We start from the raw sequence: 18759 nt of genomic DNA, 5'->3' as shown, positions 1-18759 counted from the left end.
TTTGGTAAAAAAATGAACAAAGTTTGACTTAGGTCGGGATAGGAGGGGGGAGTATCCTCCGGCGGCACAGGCAATCGTTTGCCTGTGCCGCCGGCGTTAGCTTTTGACCAGGGTGAAGCTGGCCAGCGCCTGATCCAGTCGCGCCCAGTCACTTTCTTGCGCTGGCAGACCGAAACGCAGGCTTGGCGGCGCGTCGAATAAGCGGGTGAGGATGCCCTGGCTGGCCAATTGCCGATGCAGCATGGCCGCTTGCGGATGGCACACCCACTGGAATAGCGGCGTGGACCCGCCTGGCGCCAGGCCATGCCGGCGCAGCAGCGTGGCCAGCCGGTCACTTTCGGCCGGCAGGCGCTGGCGCATGGCCGCCTGCCAGGCCCGGTCCTGCAAGGCCATTCTGACGGCCTGGCGTGCCGGGCCGGCCAGGGTCCAGGGGCCGAGCTCGTCCTGCAGTGCCTCGATCAGCGCTGGCCAGGCAAAAACAAAGCCGGCGCGCGCGCCGGCCAGGCCAAAGAATTTGCCGATGGAGCGCAGGATGATCAGGCCGGGCTGTCCAGCCAGCGGCAGCAGGCTGCGTTCCGGTGTGACGTCGAGGAAGGTTTCATCCAGCACCAGCCAGCCGTCGCGTTGACGCAGGCGCGCATGCCATTCGCGCAGTTGGGCCGGCTCGGGCAGCCAGCCGGTCGGATTGTTGGGGGTGCACAGCTGCAGCACGTCCACTTGCGGCAGCGCGGCATCAATGTCTTCCGGTGCCAGGCGCAGAACATGGTGTCCCTGCTTTTGCCAGGCGTACGGGTGTTCTGCGTAGGTCAGTGTCAGCATGCCGACCCGGCAGGGCGGGCGCAGGCGCGGCAGGGTCTGGATGGCGGCTTGCGAGCCGGCCACGGCCAGTGGTTGTGGCGCCGCGTAGAAGTCACTGGCGGCTTGCTCCAGACCGTCGTCCAGCTCCGGCAGGCGCTGCCAGCTACTGGCCTCGATGGCCGGAACAGGCCAGCCATGCGGGTTGAGGCCGGTCGAGAGGTCGACCCAGTCTTCCAGGGCGATACCGTATTGTCGCGCGGCGGCGCGCAGTCCCCCTCCGTGCTTAAGCATGCCAGCCTCCCCAGCACAATGCGGCCAGCAGTCCCAGCAGTCCCCAGGCCCACATGCCGCGCCGGACCAGGGCGACGGCGCGGCGGATGTCGGCCATTTCTGGCTCGCGCCCGGCGCCGAGGGCGGGGCGCGCCTTGATCTTGCCGTGGTATACCGCCGCGCCGCCCAGCGAGAGATTCAGGGCGCCGGCGCCGGCGGCCATGACCGGCCCGGCATTCGGGCTGTACCAGGTCGAGGCCTGTGCCATCCAGCAGCGCCAGCCGACACGGGTGTTGCCCAGCAGGACATAGGTCAGCGCGGTCAGTCGCGCCGGAATCAGGTTCAGCAGGTCATCGAAGCGTGCCGCGGCCCAGCCGAAGTACTGGTAGCGCTGATTGCGATAGCCCCACATGGCGTCCAGCGTGTTGGCCAGCCGGTAGAGCACCACGCCGGGAGCGCCGGCCAGCAGAAACCAGAACAGTGCGGAAAACACGGCGTCACCGCCGTTTTCCAGGACGGATTCGACCGTGGCGCGCGCAATCTGGCTTTCTGTCAGCTCGTCGGTCTGGCGGCTGACGATCATGCCGACCCGCTGGCGTGCCAGCGGCAAATCGTGCTGCTCCAGCGCACTGGCCACCGCTTCGGCGTGCTGTGCCAGGCTTTGTGCGCCAATGGCCAGGTACAGCAACAGCACGGCGACGGCGTTGCCCAGCAGCGGCAGACGGGCGAGGGCCCAGGCCAGCAGTGTCAGGGGCAGCAACAGCAGGCTAATGCCGCAGAGCCCGCGCAGGCGCATGCGCCAGGCCGGTTCGGTGTCGGGGTGGCGCGGGTAGAACATGGCTTCTACGCCTTGCGTCAGGCGGCCGAATCCAACCAGCGGATGGTAGCGGCGCGGTTCGGCCAGCAGGCGGTCGAGCAGCAGGGCAAGCAAAAGAAAACTGGCGTTGATCACTTTGTCGGCCTATATAATTCGGCTCTTGCGACCCGAATGGGTCATGGAAAAAGTCGCCATTCTAGGACGAGTGCAAGAAAAATGCGCGTCCGGAGATCAAATCATGTCTGCAAAAACCCTGATGATCCAGGGCACCACCTCGGACGCCGGCAAGAGTACGCTGGCCGCCGGGCTGTGCCGTCTGCTGGCCCGGCGCGGTGTCCGCGTTGCGCCATTCAAGCCGCAAAATATGGCGCTCAATAGTGCCGTGACCGTGGATGGCGGCGAAATCGGACGCTCGCAGGCGGTGCAGGCCCTGGCGTGTGGCATTGAGCCGCATACCGATATGAACCCGGTCTTGCTCAAGCCGAACAGCAATATGGGATCACAGGTCATCATCCAGGGGCGTTCGATCGGCAATATGGATGCCGTGCCCTATCACGCCTACAAGCCCAAGGCCCGTGAGGCGGTGCTGGCGTCGTTTCACCGGCTGGCCGAACAGTATCAGTGCGTGGTGGTGGAAGGGGCCGGCAGCCCGGCAGAGATCAATCTGCGCGAGGGCGATATTGCCAATATGGGCTTTGCCGAGGCGGTCGATTGCCCGGTGTTGCTGGTGGCGGACATTGATCGCGGCGGGGTGTTTGCCCATCTGGTCGGTACGCTCGAATTGCTGTCGCCCAGCGAGCGCCAGCGGGTGGTGGGGTTTGTCATCAATCGCTTTCGCGGTGACATCGCTCTGCTGCAGCCGGGGCTGGACTGGCTGGTGCAGAAGACCGGCAAGCCGGTGCTCGGGGTCTTGCCCTATCTGATGGGCTTGCATATCGAGGCCGAGGACAGCATCAGCCAGAAAGGCTCGGCCGAAGCCGGTACCGGGCGTGCGGTCCTGCGCGTGGTGGCACCGGTCTATCCGCGCATCAGCAATCACACTGATTTTGACCCCTTGCGTCTGCATCCCCAGGTTGAACTGACCCTGGTGGGGCCGGGGCAGCCGGTGCCGCCGGCCGATCTGATGATCCTGCCGGGCAGCAAGAGCGTGCGCGATGATCTGGCCTGGCTGCACCAGCATGGCTGGGCGCCGGCGATCCGGCGTCATCTGCGCTATGGCGGTAAATTGATCGGCATTTGCGGCGGGTATCAGATGCTCGGCGGGCAGATTCATGATCCGCTCGGGCTGGAGGGGGCCCCGGGCAGTTGCCCGGGGCTGGGTTTGCTGGACATGGAAACCACGCTGGCAGCCGAGAAATGTCTGACCCGGGTGGAAGGGGTACTGGCGGGCAGCGGGGCCTCGGTCACCGGTTACGAGATTCACATGGGGGTGACGCAAGGTCCGGCACTGGACCGGCCTGCGGTGCTGCTGGCGGACAAATGCGACGGGGCGATGTCGCAAGACGGGCAGATCATGGCCACGTATTTGCATGGACTGTTCGATCACCCGCAGGCTTTGCAGTCCCTGCTGGATTGGGCGGGCCTGGCGAGGGCTGAAGTCATCGATTACCCGGCTCTGCGCCAGCAGCACATTGACCGGCTGGCAGATTCGCTGGAGGCACATCTCGATCTGGTGCGTCTGAGTGCCGTGCTGCCGGGGCTGGGCGCCTGACGCGTTCCAAGGTCCGGCGCCTTTTTGATGGTGGCTCGCGTATCATGGCGGGATTGTAGAGATTGCACAGACAGGAATGAACATGTCATCGGATATTCGGCTTGACGCCAAGGTTTACCAGGCCATCGAGCAACACTGTACCCAGGGTGATCATTTCACCGAAACGGATGAACTGGCGCTGGCGCTGGACGAGTATGCCAGGGCCTGGGCCTTGTTGCCCGATCCGCAGCGTGCCTGGGAGGCCGCGACCTGGATCAAGATTGCCATGGCCGACGTCCATTTCTTTGCCGGTCGTTTTGCCGAGGCGGAGGCCGAGCTGGACTATGCGCTGACCTGTCCGGGCGGTCTGGGCAATGCCTATATCGATTTGCGCATGGGACAGGTGCTATTCGAGCAGGGGCAACTGGAAGAAGCGCGCGAATGTTTGCGGGATGCCCTGGATGCGGCCGGTGAAGAGATCTTCGACGGCGAAGACGACAAGTATCTGGCGCTGCTGCGCAGCTGAGGCGGGGGTGGCATGCAGGATGTTCAGCTCATGACGCCTTATCAGTTGCTGGGGGGCGAGGGGGTGGTGCGCTGGTTGTGTGACCGCTTCTACGACATCATGGACCAGGAGCCTGCAGTGGCTGCCCTGCGGGCCATGCATCCGGCGGACTTGTCCGGTTCGCGCCAGAAACTGTTCATGTTTCTTTCCGGCTGGCTGGGCGGGCCGCAGCTGTATGTCGAGGCCTTCGGCCACCCGCGGCTGCGCATGCGCCACCTGCCCTTTGCCGTGGATGAAGCCGCGCGCGATCAGTGGATGTTCTGTATGCGCCAGGCAGTCAGTGAACTGATTGTGGAAGAGGCGCTGAAAGAAAAGTTGCTGGCCGCGTTTTATGACACGGCAGATTTCATGCGCAATCGTTGATGGAGAAATGCCATGGAAAAAGTCTGTCCCGTTGATCAGACCGAGTTGCTGCCGGAAGGGCGGCAGTGGCGCTGCCCGAGCTGTGCACAGGCTTTCCGCGTGCAGGGACGGTGCCTGGATTGTGGTGCCGAGCTGGAGCGGCTGCAGGCCTGTGGTGCCAGTAACTGGTTTTGTCCGCAGTGCAATGAGCTGAAGTCGCGTGCTCGTGTCCAGACGCGCCTGCAGGTGGTCGAAGCGGGGTGAGGCGCCTCTGCCGCATCGTGTTTTATCTGGCCGGGTGATTCCCGGCTTTTTATTTGCTCACGTGAGCATTAATTTGTTTTGTCGGTACGCAGCGGGTGCTGGGTGAGGGGTGTGGCAAATATGCGACGTTCATGGCATCAGGGTGATGGGCGCAAGGCCGGGGAATGGTGTTTAGAATTTCAAACATCATATAGTGATATCGACTATCATTTGGTCGAAAATGTAGTGATATAAACTGGCAAATTAAAAAAACGCCATGCAATTTTGCATGGCGTTTTGCGTTTTTGCAGCTAAATCACAGCTTGATCAATGTGCTCTTCAGCTCGGTGTATTTTTCCAGTGCGTGCAGCGACTTGTCGCGGCCGTTGCCGGATTGTTTGAAGCCGCCGAACGGGAAGTTCATGTCCCCGCCTTCGTCGTAGCAGTTGACCCAGACTGTGCCGGCGCGCAGGCGGCGCGACACCTGGTGGGCGGTGCTCAGATCGGCCGTCCACACGGCAGCAGCCAGACCATATTCAGTGTCATTGGCGATGTGGACAGCCTGGTCGATGGTGTCGAAGGTGATCACCGACAGCACTGGTCCGAAAATCTCTTCGCGGCAGATGGTCAGGTCAGGGCGCTCGCAGTCAAAAATGGTCGGCTCGATGAACAGGCCCTGGGGGTGCAGGTTGGCGGCGCGTCCGCCATTGAGCAGTTTGGCGCCCTCGCTCTGGCCCTTGTCGATGTAGGACAGCACTTTGTCGTACTGGATGCGGTCGACGATGGCGCCCATGCGGGTGTCAGGGTCGAGCGGGTCGCCCGGGGTGTAGCGTGCGGCGGCTTTTTTCAGCTCGGCGAGGAAGGTGTCACGGATCTCGCGTTGTACCAGTACCCGTGAGCCGGCGGTACACATTTCACCCATGTTGTAGAAGATGGCGCCGGCCGCGGCCCGGGCGGCGGCGCTGATGTCCTTGCAGTCCTTGAGGATGATGTTCGGACTCTTGCCGCCCAGTTCCAGCCAGACACGCTTGAGGTTGGATTGGGCGGCATAACCGGCAATCAGCTTGCCGACCGCGGTCGAGCCGGTAAAGGCGACGCAGTCAACGTCCAGGTGCAGGGCCAGCAGCTTGCCGACATCGCCCGCCCCCGGCAGTACCTGAAAGATGCCGTCGGGGATGCCGGCTTCCTTGGCCAGCTGGCCAAGACGAATGGCCGTCAACGGTGATTTTTCTGAAGGCTTGAGGATGACGGCGTTGCCGGCAGCCAGCGCCGGGCCGAATTTCCAGCTGGCCATCAGGATCGGGAAGTTCCATGGCACGATGGCTGCCACCACGCCAATCGCTTCACGGCTGACCAGGCCGACCAGGCTGGGGTCGACCGGTGCGAGCTCGCCGCCGACCTTGTCGATGGCCTCGGCAAACCACTCGGTGCAGTAGGCGGCGCCGGGGACGTCGACACTCAGGGTGTCGCCGATCGGCTTGCCGGCATCCAGGGTTTCCAGCAGGGCCAGCTCTTCCAGGTGCTGGCGCATCAGCCCGGCGAAGCGTTTGAGAATGCGCGCGCGCTCGCGTGGCGCCAGATGGGCCCAGTCGCCATGGTCAAAAGCCATGCGCGCTGCGGCAACGGCATTGTCGACCTCGGCCTGGCCGCACCAGGCGATGTCGCCCAGGCTGGCGCCGGTTGCCGGATTGATGGCGGGAAAGCGTTTGCCATCATGGGCGTCCTGATAGGCGCCATTGATGAATGCGCGGCCTTCGATCCGCAGGTTTGCGGCTCGGGCTTGCCAGTCTGCATGGGAAAGACCCATCTCCATCTCCTTTGTCGTTGTGTTGCCATTGCCGCTGGCGGGCCGGACACTGCCGGTCTCAGGGCGGTTTGGTCAGAATGTGGGGGGCGAGCTGGCGCTGACGACCTCGCAGATGCCTTCGCCCACATTGCGGAAGCGATGGGGCAGGCGGCTGTCGAAGTAGTAGGCATCTCCCGGTCCGAGGGTGCGGCTTTCGCCGTTGACCGTCACTTCAATTTGTCCGCTGATGACCACGCCACCCTCCTGGCCTTCGTGCATCAGCATATCCGGGCCGGTATCGGCGCCGGGTTCGTAATGTTCGCGCAGGATGGCGATGTCGCGATGATCATGCGCCGTGCCTACCAGCAGAAAGCGGATCTGATCGTTGCCCAGGTTGGGCAGTTCGTCGGCCTGGTAGAAGACTTTCGGGGTTTGGGGTTCGGCGTCGAAGGTAAAGAAGTCTGCCAGGGTCATCGGCAGTCCCTCCAGCACCTTTTTCAGCGAGCTGATCGAGGGGCTGACCCGGTTTTGCTCGATCAGGGAGATGGTGCCGTTGGTCACGCCTGCGCGTTTTGCCAGCTCCCGCTGCGAGAGTCCGTAGCGGTCTCGTACCATTCTCAGGCGTGCGCCTACATCCATTGTGCTTCCTCGTCTTGTGCCTGCCCGTGCTGGGGTTGTGTGGCTGAAGCCGGGCGGTTTTTCACTGGTGTGTTGATGTTAATAATTTTAGACGTTACCGTGATGTGCTGGTTGATGCAATCGTGGTAGCTTGCTGCAATGCAAAATCGATAGTCCTTTGCAATACGCAGATTTTATAGTCAAAATCAGTATCAGACAGCAAGTGGCATGTAAATTTTATTAAACGGCTGTCCCGTGGCCTGATTCATGCCCGGCAGGCCCTGCGCTCAATACCGAACCCAGACATCAATCACAGGAGAGAAGTATGTTAATCGGCGTTCCGAAGGAGATTAAGAATCACGAGTATCGCGTTGGTCTGACGCCGTCCGGTGCCCGTGAAATGATCGCCCACGGCCACAAGGTACTGGTCGAAACCCAGGCCGGCCTGGCGATCGGCTTTACCGATGAGCAATACATTGCCGCTGGTGCGTCGATTGCGCCGAGCGCCAAGGCTGTCTTCGATCAGGCTGAGATGATCATCAAGGTCAAGGAGCCGCAGCCGGTGGAATGCCGCATGCTGCGTCCGGGCCAGATTCTGTTTACCTACCTGCACCTGGCACCGGATCCCGAGCAGACCCGTCTGCTGATCGAGTCGGGCGCGATTGCCGTGGCCTATGAAACGGTGACCGATGACCGTGGCGGCCTGCCGCTGCTGGCGCCGATGTCCGAAGTGGCTGGTCGCATGGCGATCCAGGCCGGCGCGCATGCGCTGGAAAAGGCTCAGGGCGGCCGTGGTGTGCTGATGGGCGGTGTGCCGGGCGTGGCACCGGCCAAGGTGGTGGTCATCGGTGGTGGTGTCGTGGGCCTCAACGCGGCTCGCATGGCCATGGGCATGGGTGCCGATGTCACGATTCTGGACAAGTCGCTGAATCGTCTGAAAGAAATCGACATGATCTTCGAGGGTCGCATCAAGACCCTGGTATCCAATACCTCGAACATCGAAGAACAATGTGAAGCAGCTGATCTGGTGGTCGGTGCCGTGCTGGTGCCGGGCGCACTGGCGCCGAAGCTGGTGACCCGTCCGATGCTGAAGAAGATGTTGCCGGGTGCCGTGCTGGTGGATGTGGCGATTGACCAGGGTGGTTGCTTCGAGACCAGTCATGCCACGACGCATCAGGAGCCGATCTATGTGGTCGACGGTGTGGTTCACTACTGTGTGGCCAATATGCCGGGCGGTGTGGCGCGTACCTCGACGCTGGCGCTGTCCAATGCCACCTTGCCGTTTGCGCTGGAACTGGCCAACAAGGGCTGGGCGGGTGCCTTGCTCGACAACGTTCATCTGCGCAACGGTCTGAACATCTGCCGTGGCAAGGTGACTTACCAAGCGGTTGCCAAGGATCTGGGTTATCAGTACGTTGATCCGATCGAGGCCATCAAGGCGTCTTCCTGATAAAGAGGTAGGCATGCAGCAAGCGATTATCGGTATTCCTTGTGATAACAAGATGATCGGCCTGCTGCCGTTCCACGCGGTCGGCGATAAATATATCGCCGCCGCGGCGGGCGGTGCGGGGGGGGTCCCCATCCTGATTCCGGCGATGGGGGACCCTGCCCATCGCGAGGCGATTCTGGATCTGGTCGACGGCGTGCTGCTTCCCGGCTCGCCATCCAATATTGAACCCCATCACTACAACGGCGAACCCAGCCGTCCCGGCAATCCCACTGATCCGGCGCGTGACGCTACCACGCTGCCCCTGATTCCCCATCTGATCGAACGCGGCATTCCCGTACTGGGTATCTGCCGTGGCTTCCAGGAAATGAACGTCGCCCTGGGCGGCGAGCTGTTCCAGTATGTGCATGAGCAGCCCGGTTTTCGCGATCATCGCGAACCGGAGGTCGACGACATGGCGGTGAAGTATGCGCCGGCGCATGCCGTCCATTTCCCGCAGGACAGTCTGTTCCGGCAATGGCTGTCGGTGGCGGAGGCCCAGGTGAATTCCCTGCATGGTCAGGGGGTGCGTCGTCTCGGCCCGTCCCTGCGTGCCGAGGCCCTGTCCGATGATGGCCTGGTCGAGGCCTTCAGCGTGCCCGAAGCGCGGGCCTTTGCGATGGCCGTGCAGTGGCACCCCGAGTGGAAGTTTGCCGACAATCCGGTTTCCATGGCGATTTTCAAGGCGTTCGGCGATGCCTGCCGCGCCCGCCGTGCCCAACGCAGCCGCTGAGCGGCGCGTCTTCAGAGCCGTTTTAACGGCCGACAACTGAAATAGAGGGATTCTGTATGAACAACGAGATCATCGAGTGGATGCGCGAGCACCACATCACCGAAGTCGAGTGTATCTTGCCGGACATGACCGGCGTGGCGCGTGGCAAGATCGTGCCGCGTGACAAATTTATCAGCGATCCGGAAATGCGCTTGCCCGAGGCGGTACTGATTCAGACCGTGACGGGTGATTATCCCGATGACAGCTACCTGGATGTGACGGACCCGGACATGGTGCTGTATCCGGACGAGAGTTCGCTGCGCTTTGTGCCCTGGGCCGCCGATCCGACCGCCCAGATGATTTACGAATGCACCCGCTCCGACGGCACGCCGGTGGATGTCTCGCCGCGCAATGTGCTCAAGCGTGTGCTGTCACTCTACGACCAGCACGACTGGGAGCCGGTCGTGGCCCCGGAGATGGAGTTTTATCTGCTGTCGCCCAATCCGGATCCGGACATTCCGCTGGCGCCGCCGGTCGGGCGTACCGGCCGTGCCGAGTTCGGCCGGCGCTCTTACTCGATCGACGCCGTCAACGAGTTTGACCCGCTGTTCGAGGATATCTACGACTTCTGCCACGCACAGGGGCTGGAGGTGGATACGCTGATTCACGAGATCGGCACCGCCCAGATGGAAATCAACTTCCTGCACGGCAATGCCGTGGCGCTGGCCGATCAGGTGTTCCTGTTCAAGCGCACGGTACGCGAGGCGGCCTTCCGCCACAATATGTACGCCACCTTCATGGCCAAGCCGATGGAGAATGAACCCGGCAGTGCGATGCATATCCATCAGAGCATCATCAACCGGTCGACCGGCAAGAACATTTTCACCAATGAAGATGGCTCGCCGTCGGAGCACTTCTTCCACTTCATCGGTGGCCTGCAGACCTATCTGCCGCATGCCATGCCGCTGTTTGCGCCGTTTGTGAATTCCTTCCGCCGCCTGTCGCGCTATACCGCCGCACCGACCAATGTGCAGTGGGGCTATGACAACCGGACGGTAGCCTTCCGTGTGCCGCATTCTTCGCCGCAGGCGCGTCGCGTGGAGAACCGCGTGCCGGGCGTGGATGCCAATCCCTATATTGCCATGGCGGCCACGCTGGCCTGCGGCTATCTCGGCATGATCAACAAGATTCCGGCTTCAGAGCCTTGCCAGAGTGATGCCTACGAGCTGCCGTTCCAGTTCCCGCATGGCTCCGAGGAGGCGCTGGCCAAGCTGCGCGAGTGTCCGGAGCTGGCCGAGGTGCTGGGGCCGCGTTTTGTGCGCATGTACGTCGCCCTGAAAGAAAAGGAATTTTCGGAGTATTTCCGCGTGATCAGTCCGTGGGAGCGCAAGTTCCTGCTGTTGCACGTATAAGGCTGAAACGCAACGCCGTGAGCGCAGCCGGCCCGCGCCGGCTGCAGGGGAATCAACAGGAGAAACCAGATGAAGCAGCACAATACCGAAACCCTGCGTCAACAGGACGCCGCCCACCACCTGCATCCGTTTTCCGACATGCAGTCGCTCAATCAGCAGGGTGCGCGCGTCATCACCCACGCTGACGGTATTTATCTGTGGGATTCGGAAGGCAACAAAATCATGGACGGCATGGCCGGTCTGTGGTGTGTGAACATCGGTTATGGCCGCAAGGATCTGCCGGAAGTCGCCAAGAAGCAGATGGAAGAGCTGGCCTACTACAACACCTTTTTCAAGACCACTCATCCGGCTGTGGTGGAATTGTCCTCGCTGCTGAATGAGGTGACGCCGGCCGGTTACAGTCATGTGTTCTATACCAACTCCGGTTCGGAGTCGGTGGATACCATGATGCGCATGGTGCGTCATTACTGGGACACCCAGGGCAAGCCGCAGAAGAAGACCCTGATCGGTCGCTGGAACGGTTATCACGGCTCGACCATTGGCGGGGCCAGCCTGGGTGGCATGAGCTATATGCACGAGCAGGGCGATCTGCCGATTCCGGGCATTGCGCATGTCGAGCAACCCTGGTGGTACAAGCATGGCAAGGACATGACGCCGGAAGAGTTTGGTCTGCAGGCCGCCCGCTGGGTCGAGGACAAGATTCTGGAGATCGGTGCCGACAAGGTGGCCGCCTTTGTTGGTGAGCCGATTCAGGGGGCGGGCGGGGTGATCATTCCGCCGTCGACCTACTGGCCGGAAGTGGAGCGTATTTGCCGCAAGTACGATGTCCTGCTGGTGGCGGATGAGGTGATCTGTGGTTTTGGCCGTACTGGCGAATGGTTCGGTCACCAGTTGCTGGGTTTCCGTCCGGATATTTTCACCACGGCCAAGGGCTTGTCCTCGGGCTATCTGCCGATTGGTGCGGTGTTTGTCGGTGATCGCGTGGCCGAGGGGCTGCTGGCCGGTGGCGATTTCAATCACGGCTTTACTTACTCCGGTCATCCGGTCGCGGCGGCCGTGGCCCAGGCGAATGTGCGTGCCTTGCGCGACGAAGGCATCATCGAGCGCGTCAAGAATGAAACCGGTCCGTATATGCAGAAGCGCTGGCGCGAGACTTTCGGCAATTTCGAGCATGTTGACGATATCCGCGGTGTCGGGCTGATCCAGGCCTTTACGCTGGTCAAGGATCGCAGCAAGCGTGAACTGTTCCCGGACTGGGGCAACATGGGTATGAAGTGCCGCGACATTTTCTTCCGCAACAACCTGATCATGCGCGCATGCGGTGATCATATTGTGTCGGCGCCGCCACTGGTGATCACCAAGGAAGAAATCGACAAGATGCTGTCTGTGGCCGCGCGTTGCGTCGAGACTTTCGAAAAAGAGGTGCTTTTTTAATTGAATGACTTTGACTAAGGTATAGTTAGTTATATCTGATTTCTGCTTTGCGCCTTCAATAGCGGATTTGGTATAATCAAATCCGCTATTTTAGTTAAAAATAAAAATAGATAGTCATTAAAATGGCTTGACCGTCTACTAAAACTATGGGGCAGTGACGCATGTTTGTCGGTATCGGCTATGTGGTGATCCTTCTTTCCACGCTCGGTGGCTTTGTCATGGCTGGCGGGCATCTTGCGGCACTGATCCAGCCCATTGAACTCATGATGATCGGCGGTGCGGCCGGTGGTGCCTTTGTGGTGGCCAACGGCGGTCCGGCGATGAAGGCCACCCTCAAGGCCTTTCCTCAGGTCTTCAAGGGCTCACCCTACAACAAGGCCTTCTACATGGAGCTGTTTGCCATGCTCTATGAGATTCTTGCCAAGGTGCGCAAGGAAGGCCTGATGTCGATTGAAAACGATGTCGACAACCCCGAAGCCAGCCCGGTTTTCAGTAAATATCCAATCGTCGCAAAAGATCATCATGTCGTTGAATTTATTTGTGATTATCTGCGCCTGATGGTGGGCGGCAATCTGAATGCCTTTGAAATTGAAAACCTGATGGATGTGGAAATCGAAACCCATCACCACGAGGGCGAGATCCCGGTTTCGGCCGTCAAGGCCATTGCCGACGGGATGCCGGCCTTCGGTATTGTGGCCGCGGTGATGGGGGTGGTGCACACCATGGAATCGGTGGGGATTCCGCCGGCCGAGCTGGGTCTGCTGATTGCCCACGCGCTGGTGGGGACCTTCCTCGGGATTTTGCTTTCCTATGGCTTCGTCGGCCCGCTGGGGACGATTCTCGAACATCGTCTCGCCGACGGTACCCGGGTATTCCAGACCATCAAGGTCACCATTCTGGCCAGTCTGAACGGCTATGCGCCGCAGGTGGCGGTGGAGTTCGGTCGCAAGGCGCTGTCTTCGCATGATCGTCCGTCCTTCAAGGAACTGGAAGATCACGTCAAACAGGCCAAGAATCGCTAAAAGAGGTCCGTCATGGCAGATGAATCGCAACGGCCCATTATCGTCAAACGCATCAAGAAGGGTGGCCACGGCCATCACGGGGGTGCCTGGAAGATTGCCTATGCCGACTTTGTGACGGCCATGATGGCGTTCTTCCTGCTGATGTGGTTGTTGGGCTCCGTGTCGCAGGGCACGCTGGACGGGATTGCCGAGTACTTCAAGACCCCGCTCAAGGTGGCCTTGTCCGGCGGGCAGGGAACCGGCGATGCGACGGCGCTGGTCAAGGGTGGCGGTACCGATCTGACGCGCAAGTCCGGTCAGGTGAAGAAAAGCCCCCAGTCGGACCCGGCCAAGGAGAAGGCCCAGCTGACCCAGCTGCAGAAGAAAATCCAGCAAACCATCGAAGCCAGTGTGCAGCTCAAGGCCTACAAGAACCAGCTCAAGCTGGAGATGACGCCTGAGGGGCTGCGCATCCAGATTGTCGATGACCAGAACCGGCCGATGTTCGCCTCCGGCAGCTCAACCATGCTGCCAGCGACCAGTGCCTTGCTGCAGGCCCTGGCCAAGGATTTGAATCAATTGCCCAACCATCTGAGCATTTCCGGTCATACCGACTCGACGCCATATAGCGGTGGCCTCGGTGGCTACAGCAACTGGGAGCTGTCCGCCGACCGGGCCAATGCCGCCCGCCGTGAGCTGGTGGCCGGGGGCCTGGGGTCGGACAAGGTGCTGCGGGTGGTCGGACTGGCTGATGCGGACCCGCTGATTCACGGCAATGTGTTTGCCGCCGAGAACCGGCGTATCACCATCGTGGTACTGAATAAAGACGCCGAGCAGACCATCCTGAATGACGGGGTCAAACCGGCACTCAATAATGAGCCGATCGGTCCGATCGATGCGGCTTCGCAGCCGCAGGGAGAATTGCACTGATTGCTTCCGCCCTGTGGCGGCTGTTGCGCGCCCTGGCGATTCAGTTGCTGGCTGCCTTGCTGGCCTGGTATTTTGTGGCCCCCCTGGCGCATGTCTGGCGCTGGGCGTTGCTGGCCAGTGTGTTTGCCTGCCTGCTGGCGCGCGTTTGTCGCAGTCGGGGTGTGGCGGTGCTGTTGCAGGGCCTGCCGTTGCCGCTGGCGGTGCTGGTCAGTCAGTCTGGCCTGCCGGCCTGGCTGTTCATGCTGGCCTTTTTGTTGACCCTGGCCTTCGGTCGCAATGCCTGGCTGGCCAGGGTGCCGCTGTATCGGTCGAGCGAGGAAGTGGCACAGCAGCTGGCCGCGGTGTTGCCCGAGCAGGGCGTGGTGCTGGAAGCCGGGGCGGGCGATGCCCGGCTGGCCTTGCGTCTGGCCAGTCTGCGACCGGATCTGCAGGTGCATGCCCTGGAGAATGCCTGGGGCAGCTTCTGTCTGGCGAGGTTGCGCTGGCTGCGGGCCGGCCGTCCGGCCAATGTGCGTGTGGCGTTGTCGGATTTCTGGCGGGTCAACTGGCAAGACTACGATTCCGTCTATGTGTTTCTCTCGCCGGCACCGATGAAAAGGGTATGGGACAAATTTCAAATGCAAGCCAGACCGGGGGCCATGTTGATCAGCAATACCTTCGCCGTGCCAGGTGTCGAGCCGGAACAGCGCTTGCCGCTGTCCGGGCGTTTGCAACAGTCCTTGTTGTTGTGGCGGGCCGCGCATGGAACTGAATAGTTGGCTCAATTCGATTGCCGCCCGGCGCTGGCCGATCTTGCCGGGTACGATGGCGGACCTGCGCCAGGCATGTGCGCGCCATAGTGATCTGATCAATTTTTCTGATCTGGCCAACCTGACGCTTTCCGATCCCTTGCTGCTGTTCGACCTGATTCGTGTTGTCGGCGGCTCTCGCGCCCTGCAACGCAATGAAAGCATGCCCTCCATTGAACAGGCGATGATGCTGATCGGCCTGGAGCCGGTGGTCAGTCGTTTTAATTCGCTCACGGTGCTGGAGCCGGTGACCGGACGTCTGCATCCTGGCGTGGTGGAGGACATTGGTCTGTGGCTGGCGCATGGTCGGGTTGCTGCCATCATCGCCAAGGACTGGCTGTCGCTGGCCGGCGAGCACAAGGTGGAAGATTGCTACATCGGTGCGCTGATTTATAACCTGCCTGCCTGCTTCTATCTGCTTTACAGCAATCGCACGGCGGAGCGCCCGCTGTTGCAGGAAGTGTCTGAAGTGTTCGGCATGGATTACCCGAAAGTGCTCGAACAGTTCGTCAAGACCATTCCCTTGCCGATGGGGCTGCTGAATATCATCGCCACCGATGGCGGTGTGTCGCGGCGCAAGCAACTGTTGCGGCTGGCGGTCGCCACGGCCAATGGTCTGGTGCAGGGCGCCTGGCGTTCCCAGTGGTGGGCCGGGGTGGAGGCTGCGGCCCGGCTGATCGGTGTCAGTGCCAATGTGGCCTACAGCGTGGTGCCCTACGCCTGCCTGCATGTGGCCCGCTCGCCGCGAGCGCCGTCTTATAGCTATCCGCTGCGCGAATTCATGATGCTGCCCGGTGAGTTCCATCAGCCGGAAATGCATGCCATTGCGCCGCATGACGAGGAGGGCGAGCTGGATGTCGCCTTGCGCGATACCGTGCGTCATCTGGCGCAGGATCTGCGCTTGCGCCATGTGATGTTCCTGCGTTACGACAACGATGCGCATTGTCTGAAGCTGCGCTATCAGGTCGGCCTGGCGGCGGATCATCCCTTGCGTAACCATGCCGTGACACTGGAGCCGGGCTCGTTTTTTGCCGTGCTGAGCAGTAAGCCGCAGAGCTTTCATGCGCCCGAGGGGGCACGAGCCAAGCTGGCTGCCAGCTATCCGGACGAGTTTTTCCGCATGCATCCCGGCGGCGAGTTTGCCGCCATGACGGTGTTCTCCGGCCATCAGCTGGTCGGGGTGTTCTTCGTTGACTACGGTGACGAGCAGATTCATCTCGACGCCTCGGTCTATCAACGTTTCAAGGAGTTGGTGGCGGCGCTCACAGGCCGCCATGCCTGACATGCAGCCGTCCATCAAAGTCATTTCCTCTGCCCAGAACGATACCCTCAAACAGCTGGTGCGCCTGATTGAGCATGCCCGTGAGCGCCGCAAGCAAGGCTTGCTGGTGGCGGAGGGGATTCATCTGGTGCAGACCGCGCTGGCCGCCGGGGTGGTCTGCACGCAGTTGTTCGTCAATCGCCAGGCTTTGGGCAAGGCTGAGGTGCTGGCCTTGCTGCAGCGCCTGCCTGCCGGTGTTGCCGTTTTCGAGCTGGATGAGGGCTTGTTTGCGCGCGTGACTGCGCTGACCAGTGCGCCCGAGCTGCTGGCTATCTGCCAGCGACCGGTGCCACCCGTCATCACGGGCCGATCCTGCTTGTTGCTGGAAGATATCCAGGATCCGGGCAATATGGGCACCATCCTGCGCTCGGCCGCCGCAGCCGGCGTGACCGAGGTATTTCTCAGTGCCGGTTGTGTTGACGTGTATGCGCCCAAGGTCTTGCGTGCCGGCATGGGGGCGCACTTCTATCTGGCGCTGCATGAACAGGCGGATTTGCTGTCGGTGCTGCAGCAGTTCGACGGGGTGCGCCTGGTGACCAGTCTGGCCGGGGATCGTTCGCTGTATCAGCAGGACCTCTCCGGCAATGTGGCCTTCGTGTTCGGCAATGAAGGTGCAGGGGTGTCGGCGGACTTGCATGATGCGGCGGATGCCCGGGTGCGCATTCCGATGCCTGGGTATGCCGAGTCGCTGAATGTGGCCATGGCGGCCACGCTCTGTCTGTTTGAACGGGTTCGTCAGCTCTCGCCGGCCTGAGTCCGCCAGCACGCGGCATTCAGCCGGTAGAGTACATGGGGTGCCAGCGGGTGGTCTGCCGGTAACTGCGGATGGAGAAAATCGCCCGTGTCGTCCCGTTGCATCCCGATGGCCTGCATGACGGCCCTGGAACGCTGATTGGCCGGTACGGTGAAGGCGACGATCTCGGCGAGCTGCAACTGATCGAAGCCGTAGCGCAAGACCGCGCGGGCGGCTTCTCGTGCATAGCCTTTACCCCAGTGAGCCCGGGCCAGCCGCCAGCCGATCTCGACGCATGGTGTGAAGTGGGCTTGCCAGGCCGGCTGGTTCAGACCACAGAAGCCCAGACATTCGCCATCCCGCTTGCGCTCCAGCGCCCAGAATCCCCACCCCTGCTGAATCATCCGCTGCTGCAGTCTTGCGACGAGGGCATCGCTCTGCCTGGCGCTGAGCGGAGCCGGGAAGTGGGCCATGACGACCGGATCGGCATTCAGCTCGCGCAGGGCGGGCAGATCCTCCGCTTGCCATTCGCGCAGAATCAGTCGGGCGGTGTCGAGGACGCGGGGGATCATGACTCATGCCGGCAGGTGCTGTCGTCGCCATTGCTCGATGAGTTCGATTCGGGCCTCATCAATGCGCTGTGGCAGTTGGCTTTTATCGGTCAGCTGACTGGCCAGGGCACCGGCATTCAGTGACCGGGCGGCATCAAGCATGCCGGCCAGCCAGTCTGCCTGCGGATAGTCGCAAGTGTCGAAACCGGTACGACCGCGGGCGTCGGCCAGGCAGGCATCCAGCATCTGACGGAAGCGCTCGGGGCGGCGCAAGGCGTCACAAGCCTTGAACAGCTTGAGCACGGTGGCGGCGCGCAGTTCGCCGGCTCGGTGGGCGTTGGTGTGCTGCAGGACGGTGATGCGCGCCAGGTCACGGCACTCGGCCGGTATGCGCAGCCGCTCACACAAGTTCAGCAAGGGCTGTTCGCCACGTGACTCGTGGCCAATGTGGCGTGGCAGGATGTCCCGCGGGGTAAGCGCCTTGCCCAGATCATGGCAGAGGACGGCAAAGCGGGTGGCCAGCGGCATGTCGTGACGGGCCGCATAATCCAGCGCCTGCATCACATGAATGCCGGTGTCGACCTCCGGGTGGTGCTGCGGGGGTTGTGGCACGCCAAACAGCGCATCGACCTCCGGCATGATGCGTACCAGGGCGCCACACTGGCGCAGCAGGGCAAAGAAGCGCGAGGGCGTGTCGGTCATCAGTGCGCGAGACATCTCCTGCCAGACGCGTTCGGCCACCAGGGCATCGACTTCGCCATTGGCTGTCATGTCACGCATGAGCTGCAGGGTTTCGCCGGCCGGCTGGAAATTGAAGCGGGCGGCAAAGCGAGCAGCCCGCAATATTCGCACCGGATCTTCGGCGAAGGCCGGGCTGACATGGCGCAGCAGACCGGCGGCCAGGTCAGCCTGACCGTTGAACGGATCGATCAGCTCGCCTTGCGGGCTCATGGCCATGGCGTTAATGGTCAGGTCGCGCCGGGCCAGGTCCTGCTCCAGCGTGACATCGGGGGCGGCATGGAAGGTGAAGCCATGGTAGCCCGGTGCGGTCTTGCGCTCGGTGCGTGCCAAGGCATATTCCTCCTGCGTCTGCGGGTGCAGGAATACCGGGAAATCCTTGCCGACCGGGCGAAAGCCCTGCGAGAGCATCCACGCCGGCGTGGCGCCGACCACCACCCAGTCACGGTCGCCGGCAGGCAGGCCGAGCAGCTGATCGCGCACGGCACCACCGACGACATAGGCCTGAATCGGGGCCGGGAACC

At 61.8% G+C, this 18759-nt stretch carries 19 protein-coding genes; 13 read left to right on the top strand and 6 right to left on the bottom strand.

Annotation, left to right across the window (positions count from 1 at the left end; all coding sequences use genetic code 11):
- Positions 1 to 96: 96 nt before the first annotated feature.
- A complete protein-coding gene (gene cobD, locus JNO51_RS08645; RefSeq protein WP_215782605.1) occupies positions 97 to 1089 on the bottom strand; it encodes a threonine-phosphate decarboxylase CobD in 993 nt (330 codons plus the stop codon).
- Positions 1082 to 2020, bottom strand: a complete 939-nt coding sequence (gene cbiB / locus JNO51_RS08640) for an adenosylcobinamide-phosphate synthase CbiB (protein WP_215782604.1) — start codon at positions 2018 to 2020, stop codon at positions 1082 to 1084. The genes cobD and cbiB overlap by 8 nt, the downstream gene beginning before the upstream one ends.
- A 103-nt stretch (positions 2021 to 2123) precedes the next feature.
- On the opposite strand from cbiB, the gene JNO51_RS08635 reads away from it, so the two are divergent.
- The 4 genes from JNO51_RS08635 (at position 2124) to JNO51_RS08620 (ending at position 4746) form a co-directional block, all read left to right on the top strand.
- A complete protein-coding gene (locus tag JNO51_RS08635; protein WP_215782603.1) occupies positions 2124 to 3596 on the top strand; it encodes a cobyric acid synthase in 1473 nt (490 codons plus the stop codon).
- 82 nt (positions 3597 to 3678) lie between these two features.
- Positions 3679 to 4101: a tetratricopeptide repeat protein gene (locus JNO51_RS08630; RefSeq protein WP_215782602.1), complete on the top strand. Its 423-nt coding sequence runs from the start codon at positions 3679 to 3681 to the stop codon at positions 4099 to 4101.
- Positions 4102 to 4131: 30 nt separating this feature from the next.
- Positions 4132 to 4503 (top strand): group II truncated hemoglobin, encoded by a 372-nt coding sequence (locus JNO51_RS08625; protein WP_252346218.1) that lies wholly within the window; start codon positions 4132 to 4134, stop codon positions 4501 to 4503.
- A 12-nt stretch (positions 4504 to 4515) separates the two neighbouring features.
- Positions 4516 to 4746, top strand: a complete 231-nt coding sequence (locus tag JNO51_RS08620; protein ID WP_215782600.1) for a zinc ribbon domain-containing protein — start codon at positions 4516 to 4518, stop codon at positions 4744 to 4746.
- A 295-nt stretch (positions 4747 to 5041) separates the two neighbouring features.
- On the opposite strand, the gene JNO51_RS08615 is transcribed toward JNO51_RS08620, so the two are convergent.
- Positions 5042 to 6532 carry an aldehyde dehydrogenase gene (locus JNO51_RS08615; RefSeq protein ID WP_215782599.1) on the bottom strand — a complete coding sequence of 497 codons (1491 nt, stop codon included), beginning with the start codon at positions 6530 to 6532 and terminating at the stop codon, positions 5042 to 5044.
- Positions 6533 to 6604: 72 nt separating this feature from the next.
- Positions 6605 to 7150 carry a cupin domain-containing protein gene (locus JNO51_RS08610; protein WP_215782598.1) on the bottom strand — a complete coding sequence of 182 codons (546 nt, stop codon included), beginning with the start codon at positions 7148 to 7150 and terminating at the stop codon, positions 6605 to 6607.
- 304 nt (positions 7151 to 7454) lie between these two features.
- Here JNO51_RS08610 and ald point away from each other — a divergent pair, with 304 nt between their 5' ends.
- The 9 genes from ald to JNO51_RS08565 all read left to right on the top strand — a co-directional run bounded on the left by ald (position 7455) and on the right by JNO51_RS08565 (position 16967).
- Entirely contained in the window at positions 7455 to 8579 is a 1125-nt protein-coding gene (gene ald, locus JNO51_RS08605) for an alanine dehydrogenase (protein ID WP_215782597.1), read from the top strand.
- A gap of 13 nt (positions 8580 to 8592) precedes the next feature.
- Positions 8593 to 9348 carry a gamma-glutamyl-gamma-aminobutyrate hydrolase family protein gene (locus JNO51_RS08600; RefSeq protein WP_215782596.1) on the top strand — a complete coding sequence of 252 codons (756 nt, stop codon included), beginning with the start codon at positions 8593 to 8595 and terminating at the stop codon, positions 9346 to 9348.
- Positions 9349 to 9404: 56 nt separating this feature from the next.
- Positions 9405 to 10739: a glutamine synthetase family protein gene (locus JNO51_RS08595; RefSeq protein WP_215782595.1), complete on the top strand. Its 1335-nt coding sequence runs from the start codon at positions 9405 to 9407 to the stop codon at positions 10737 to 10739.
- Between the two features lie 69 nt (positions 10740 to 10808).
- Complete coding sequence (locus JNO51_RS08590; protein WP_215782594.1) at positions 10809 to 12173, top strand: aspartate aminotransferase family protein; 1365 nt, start codon at positions 10809 to 10811, stop codon at positions 12171 to 12173.
- 161 nt (positions 12174 to 12334) lie between these two features.
- Positions 12335 to 13195, top strand: a complete 861-nt coding sequence (gene motA / locus JNO51_RS08585) for a flagellar motor stator protein MotA (RefSeq protein ID WP_215782593.1) — start codon at positions 12335 to 12337, stop codon at positions 13193 to 13195.
- Between the two features lie 12 nt (positions 13196 to 13207).
- Entirely contained in the window at positions 13208 to 14104 is an 897-nt protein-coding gene (gene motB, locus JNO51_RS08580) for a flagellar motor protein MotB (protein ID WP_215782592.1), read from the top strand.
- 23 nt (positions 14105 to 14127) lie between these two features.
- On the top strand, positions 14128 to 14859 hold the full coding sequence (locus JNO51_RS08575) for a class I SAM-dependent methyltransferase (protein WP_252346217.1): 732 nt from the start codon (positions 14128 to 14130) through the stop codon (positions 14857 to 14859).
- A complete protein-coding gene (locus JNO51_RS08570; protein ID WP_215782591.1) occupies positions 14846 to 16174 on the top strand; it encodes an HDOD domain-containing protein in 1329 nt (442 codons plus the stop codon). Before JNO51_RS08575 ends, JNO51_RS08570 begins: the two co-directional genes overlap by 14 nt.
- Positions 16167 to 16967 carry an RNA methyltransferase gene (locus JNO51_RS08565; protein ID WP_252346216.1) on the top strand — a complete coding sequence of 267 codons (801 nt, stop codon included), beginning with the start codon at positions 16167 to 16169 and terminating at the stop codon, positions 16965 to 16967. The genes JNO51_RS08570 and JNO51_RS08565 overlap by 8 nt, the downstream gene beginning before the upstream one ends.
- Here the strand turns inward: JNO51_RS08565 and JNO51_RS08560 are convergent.
- Positions 16949 to 17518: a GNAT family N-acetyltransferase gene (locus JNO51_RS08560; protein ID WP_215782590.1), complete on the bottom strand. Its 570-nt coding sequence runs from the start codon at positions 17516 to 17518 to the stop codon at positions 16949 to 16951. The two genes, JNO51_RS08565 and JNO51_RS08560, sit on opposite strands and share 19 nt — an antisense overlap.
- Before the next feature lie 3 nt (positions 17519 to 17521).
- Positions 17522 to 18745: a multifunctional CCA addition/repair protein gene (locus JNO51_RS08555; protein WP_215782684.1), complete on the bottom strand. Its 1224-nt coding sequence runs from the start codon at positions 18743 to 18745 to the stop codon at positions 17522 to 17524.
- Between the last annotated feature and the right edge of the window lie 14 nt (positions 18746 to 18759).

The organism is Paludibacterium sp. B53371, from assembly GCF_018802765.1.
In the GTDB taxonomy this organism is placed as follows: Bacteria; Pseudomonadota; Gammaproteobacteria; order Burkholderiales; family Chromobacteriaceae; genus Paludibacterium.
The sequence above is the reverse complement of the archived record's forward strand: the minus strand, read 5'-3'. Positions and strand labels throughout refer to the sequence as shown.